The organism is Streptomyces sp. NPDC056296, from assembly GCF_042268605.1.
Taxonomy (GTDB): domain Bacteria; phylum Actinomycetota; class Actinomycetes; order Streptomycetales; family Streptomycetaceae; genus Streptomyces.
The window spans coordinates 1-5,169 of sequence record NZ_JBHJRX010000125.1 but is presented as its reverse complement, the minus strand read 5'-3'; the positions used below and the strand labels follow the sequence as shown (position 1 = coordinate 5,169).

Annotated in this window: 3 protein-coding genes; all 3 read left to right on the top strand. The window is 71.2% G+C overall.

Annotated features, from left to right (window positions below):
• The first annotated feature begins 157 nt into the window (after nt 1-157).
• The 3 genes from ACFCZF_RS40610 (at nt 158) to ACFCZF_RS40600 (ending at nt 5,010) form a co-directional block, all read left to right on the top strand.
• Nucleotides 158-1,444 (top strand): HRDC domain-containing protein, encoded by a 1,287-nt coding sequence (locus ACFCZF_RS40610; RefSeq protein WP_376675947.1) that lies wholly within the window; start codon nt 158-160, stop codon nt 1,442-1,444.
• A gap of 219 nt (nt 1,445-1,663) precedes the next feature.
• The gene (locus ACFCZF_RS40605) at nt 1,664-2,881 is read left to right on the top strand and encodes a thiolase family protein (protein WP_375910193.1); all 1,218 of its coding nucleotides are present in this window, start codon (nt 1,664-1,666) and stop codon (nt 2,879-2,881) included.
• Nucleotides 2,878-5,010, top strand: coding sequence for a 3-hydroxyacyl-CoA dehydrogenase NAD-binding domain-containing protein (locus tag ACFCZF_RS40600; RefSeq protein ID WP_376675946.1), 2,133 nt, complete (start codon nt 2,878-2,880; stop codon nt 5,008-5,010). Before ACFCZF_RS40605 ends, ACFCZF_RS40600 begins: the two co-directional genes overlap by 4 nt.
• Nucleotides 5,011-5,169 lie beyond the last annotated feature (159 nt).

Below are 5,169 nucleotides of genomic sequence, written 5' to 3'. Positions count from 1 at the left end.
CGAGCCGAACGGCTCTCCCCCGCCTCCCCCGTCCCACCATCCCCCCGCCTCCCCAACAGCCGCTTTTCAACTGACTGGATGGGTTGACGACCCCCAGTCGCCCACAGACGGAACGTTCCTCCGGCGGGCGCCGTCGATCCACCGATACCCTTGACAGGTGACCGACGCCCACGAAACCGCAGCAGACCCTTCACTGCGAACCACCGGAGGCGCCCCTCCGGACGACGCCGGATCTTCTGCGAGTCAGGCGCCGACCCCCTTGCTCGAACCACGCGAGGGCATTCCGCAGGTGATCGCCGACGCGGCCGCCCTCGCCGAGGTGACCGCCGCCTTCGCGGCCGGCCGCGGCCCCGTCGCCGTCGACGCCGAGCGCGCCTCCGGCTACCGCTACGGCCAGCGCGCGTATCTGGTGCAGCTGCGCCGGGAGGGCGCCGGGAGCGCGCTGATCGACCCGGTGGACTGTCCCGACCTGTCCGGGCTGGGGGCGGCGCTCTCGGACGTGGAATGGGTGCTGCACGCGGCGACACAGGACCTGCCGTGCCTGCGCGAAATAGGGATGGTGCCCGCCCGCATCTTCGACACCGAGCTGGCCGGCCGGCTCGCCGGGTTCCCCCGGGTCGGCCTCGGCGCGATGGTCGAGAACGTGCTGGGCTTCGTCCTGGAGAAGGGCCACTCGGCCGTCGACTGGTCCACGCGCCCGCTGCCCGAACCGTGGCTGCGCTACGCCGCGCTCGACGTCGAGCTCCTCGTCGACCTGCGCGACGCGCTGGAGAAGGAGCTGGACCGGCAGGGCAAGCTGGAGTGGGCCCGGCAGGAGTTCGACGCGATCGCGTCGGCCCCGCCGCCCGAGCCCCGCAAGGACCCGTGGCGCCGTACGTCCGGCATGCACAAGGTGCGCAGGCGCCGGCAGCTCGCCGTCGTGCGGGAGCTGTGGCAGACCCGGGACCGCATCGCGCAGCGCCGCGACGTCTCCCCCGGCAAGGTGCTCGGGGACGCGGCCATCGTCGAAGCGGCGCTCGCCCTCCCGGTCAACGCGCACGCGCTGGCCGCGCTGAACGGGTTCGGACGGGTCAACCGCAGGCAGCTGGAGCAGTGGCAGGTGGCGGTCGACCGGGCCAGGGGCCTGTCCGAGTCGCAGCTGCCGCAGCCCGGCCAGCCGGTGACCGGTCCCCCGCCGCCGCGGGCGTGGGCCGACAAGGACCCGGCCGCCGCGGCCCGGCTCACCGCGGCGCGGGCGGCGGTGACGGCGCTGGCCGAGCGGCTGAACATGCCGCAGGAGAACCTGATCACGCCGGACACCGTGCGCCGGGTCTGCTGGGAGCCCCCGGCGCCGGTCGACCCGGAGTCCGTGGGCGCGGCCCTCACCGGACACGGGGCCCGGCCCTGGCAGGTGGAGCAGGTGACGCCCGCGCTGGTGACGGCGCTGTCCCAGAGCGTGTCGTAGGAACAGAGCGTGTCGTGGGACCAGAGCGTGTCGAAGGAGGGACGGCGGCGAGATCCGGCCAAGATCCAGGGGTGGAGCGGCGACCCGGCGGTGTGACGTTCGCCGCTCCGGCCGGGGGGACTGGGCAGCTACGTTACCCACAAGTAGCATGGGCCTGAGCGCGCGCTCAGTACCTGCGTGCCGCAGCAGTGCCATCCCGCACCCTGGAGGAGAGCCATCGTGCCTCGTACCGTCAGGGACGTCGTCTTCGTAGACGGCGTCCGCACCCCGTTCGGCAAGGCGGGCCCGAAGGGCATCTACCACGAGACCCGCGCCGACGACCTGGTCGTGAAGGCGATCCGGGAGCTGCTGCGCCGCAACCCCGGTCTCGACCCCAAGAAGATCGACGAGGTCGCCGTCGCCGCGACCACGCAGATCGGTGACCAGGGCCTGACCATCGGCCGCACCGCCGGCATCCTGGCGGGCCTGCCCACCTCGGTCCCCGGCTACTCGATCGACCGCATGTGCGCGGGCGCCCTGACCGCCGTCACCTCGGTGGCCGGCTCCGTCGCCTTCGGCGCGTACGACGTCGCCGTCGCGGGCGGTGTCGAGCACATGGGCCGCCACCCGATGGGCGAGGGCGTGGACCCGAACCCGCGGTTCGTCAGCGAGAAGCTGGTCGACGAGTCCGCCCTCTTCATGGGCATGACGGCGGAGAACCTGCACGACCGCTACCCGACGATCACCAAGCAGCGCGCCGACGAGTACGCCGTGCGCTCCCAGGAGAAGGCCGCCAAGGCGTACGCCAACGGCAAGATCCAGGCCGACCTGGTGCCGGTCTCGGTGCGCCGCACCAACGAAGAGGCCGGTGAGACGGGCTGGGGCCTGGTCACCGCCGACGAGCCGATGCGTCCGGGCACCAGCATGGAGAGCCTGGCGGGCCTGAAGACGCCGTTCCGTGTGCACGGCCGGGTCACCGCGGGCAACGCGGCCGGTCTGAACGACGGCGCCACCGCCTCCCTCATCGCGAGCGAGGACTTCGCCCGCGAGAACAACCTGCCGGTCAAGATGCGCCTGGTCTCGTACTCCTTCGCGGGCGTCGAGCCGGAGGTCATGGGCTACGGCCCGATCCCGGCGACGGAGAAGGCCCTGGCCCAGGCCGGCCTGTCCATCGACGACATCGGCCTGTTCGAGATCAACGAGGCCTTCGCCGTCCAGGTCCTCGCCTTCCTGGAGCACTACGGCATCGCCGACGACGACGCGCGCGTCAACCAGTACGGCGGCGCCATCGCCTTCGGCCACCCGCTCGCCTCGTCGGGCGTCCGCCTGATGACGCAGCTGGCCCGCCAGTTCGAGGAGCAGCCGCACGTCCGCTACGGCCTGACCACCATGTGCGTCGGCTTCGGCATGGGCGCGACGGTCGTCTGGGAGAACCCGCACTTCGAGGGGGACAAGTGAGCACCACCACCGCAGAGCTTCTGAAGGGTGCGGCCGAGCTGTTCCCCGGCGAGGTCGTCACGAGCGCCCACGTGCGCCACTTCGACCTGCCCCTGGGCGCGGGGCGCTTCGCGCTCATCACCCTGGACAACGGTCACGACCACACCAAGCCGACCACCCTCGGCCCCCAGTCGCTGGCGAACATCGACGCCGCGATCGACCAGGTCGAGAAGGAGGCCGCGGACGGCGACATCGTCGGCGTCGGCGTCACCGGCAAGCCGTTCATCTTCGCGGTCGGCGCCGACCTCAAGGGCGTCGAGCTGCTCAAGCGGCACGAGGACGCGCTGGCCATCGGCAAGGGCGGCCACGACGTCTTCAAGCGCTTCGCGAAGCTGGCCGTGCCGACCTTCGCGTACTACAACGGCGCCGCGATGGGCGGCGGCGTGGAGATCGGCCTGCACTGCGCGTACCGCACGGTGTCGGCCGCGCTCCCCGCCTTCTCCCTCCCCGAGGTCTTCCTCGGCCTCGTCCCCGGCTGGGGCGGCTGCACGCTGCTGCCGAACCTGATCGGCGCCGACAAGGCCGTCTCGGTCATCATCGAGAACAGCCTCAACCAGAACAAGCAGCTCAAGGGCAAGCAGGTCTACGAGCTCGGCATCGCGGACGCGATCTTCGAGGGCGCTGACTTCCTGGAGCAGTCGCTGATCTGGACGGCGTCCGTCCTCAAGGGCGAGATCGCCGTCGAGCGTCCGGCGATCGACCGCGGCGAGGCCTGGGACCAGGCCGTCGCCAAGGGCCGCTTCATCGCCGACTCCAAGGTGCACGGCGCCGCCCCGGCCGCCTACCGCGCGCTGGACATCATCGCCGCCGCCAAGAACGGCGACCTCCAGCAGGGCTACGACGCCGAGGACCAGGCCCTCGCCGACCTGATCATGGGCGGCGAGCTGCGCTCCGGCATCTACGCCTTCAACCTGGTGCAGAAGCGCGGCAAGCGCCCCGCCGGTGCCCCGGACAAGTCGCTGGCCCGCCCGGTCACCAAGGTGGGCGTGGTCGGCGCCGGCCTGATGGCCTCGCAGCTGGCCCTGCTGTTCCTACGCCGCCTGGAGGTGCCGGTCGTCCTGACCGACATCGACCAGGAGCGCGTCGACAAGGGTGTGGGCTACGTCCACGCCGAGATCGACAAGCTGCTCGGCAAGGGCCGCGTCAACCAGGACAAGGCCAACCGCCTCAAGGGCCTGGTCTCCGGCGTCCTGGACAAGGCCGAGGGCTTCGCGGACGCGGACTTCATCATCGAGGCCGTCTTCGAGGAGATGGGCGTCAAGCAGAAGGTGTTCGCCGAGGTCGAGGCGGTGGCGCCCGCGCACGCGATCCTCGCCACCAACACCTCGTCCCTCTCCGTCTCGGAGATGGCGTCGAAGCTGAAGCACCCCGAGCGGGTTGTCGGCTTCCACTTCTTCAACCCGGTCGCGATCCTCCCGCTCCTGGAGATCGTCCGCGGCGAGCAGACCGACGAGGCCTCGCTGGCCACGGCGTTCGGTGTCGCCAAGAAGCTGAAGAAGACCGCGGTCCTCGTCAAGGACGCCCCGGCGTTCGTCGTGAACCGTATCCTGACCCGCTTCATGGGCGAGATCCAGAACGTCATCGACGAGGGCACCCCGGTCGAGGTCGCGGAGAAGGCGGTGGAGCCGCTCGGCCTGCCGATGTCGCCGCTGGTCCTCCTCGAACTGGTCGGCCCGGCGATCGGCCTGCACGTCTCGGAGACCCTCAACCGGGCCTTCCCCGAGCGCTTCACGGTCTCCCCGAACCTCAAGGCGGTCGTCGAGGCGGGCAAGCGCGGCTTCTACGTCTACGACAGCGGGAAGCCCGAGCTGGACCCGGAGGTCGCCGCGCTCCTCAAGCAGGGCGACTCCGTCCTGACCGAGGAGCAGGTCCGCGACCGCGTCCTGGACGCGGTGGCCCAGGAGATCGGCCTCATGCTCGACGAGGGCGTCGTCGCCGAGGCCCAGGACATCGACCTCTGCCTGATCACCGGCGCCGGCTGGCCCTTCCACCTGGGCGGCATCACGCCGTACCTGGACCGCGAGGGCGTCGCCGAGCGGGTGAACGGGAAGCGGTTCCTGGAGCCGGGCGTGGCGAGCGTGCCCGCGTAGTCTTCGCCCGCGTCGTCTTCGCCCGCGTCGTCTCCGTACGACGAAGAGAGGGCCCCCGCTGCGAGCTTGGGTTCAAGGGGTCGTCGCAACACCGCCTGGTTTCAGGTGGTGAGTAGATCACGTAGACGCTCGGCTGGGGTATCCCAGCCGAGCGTTTTG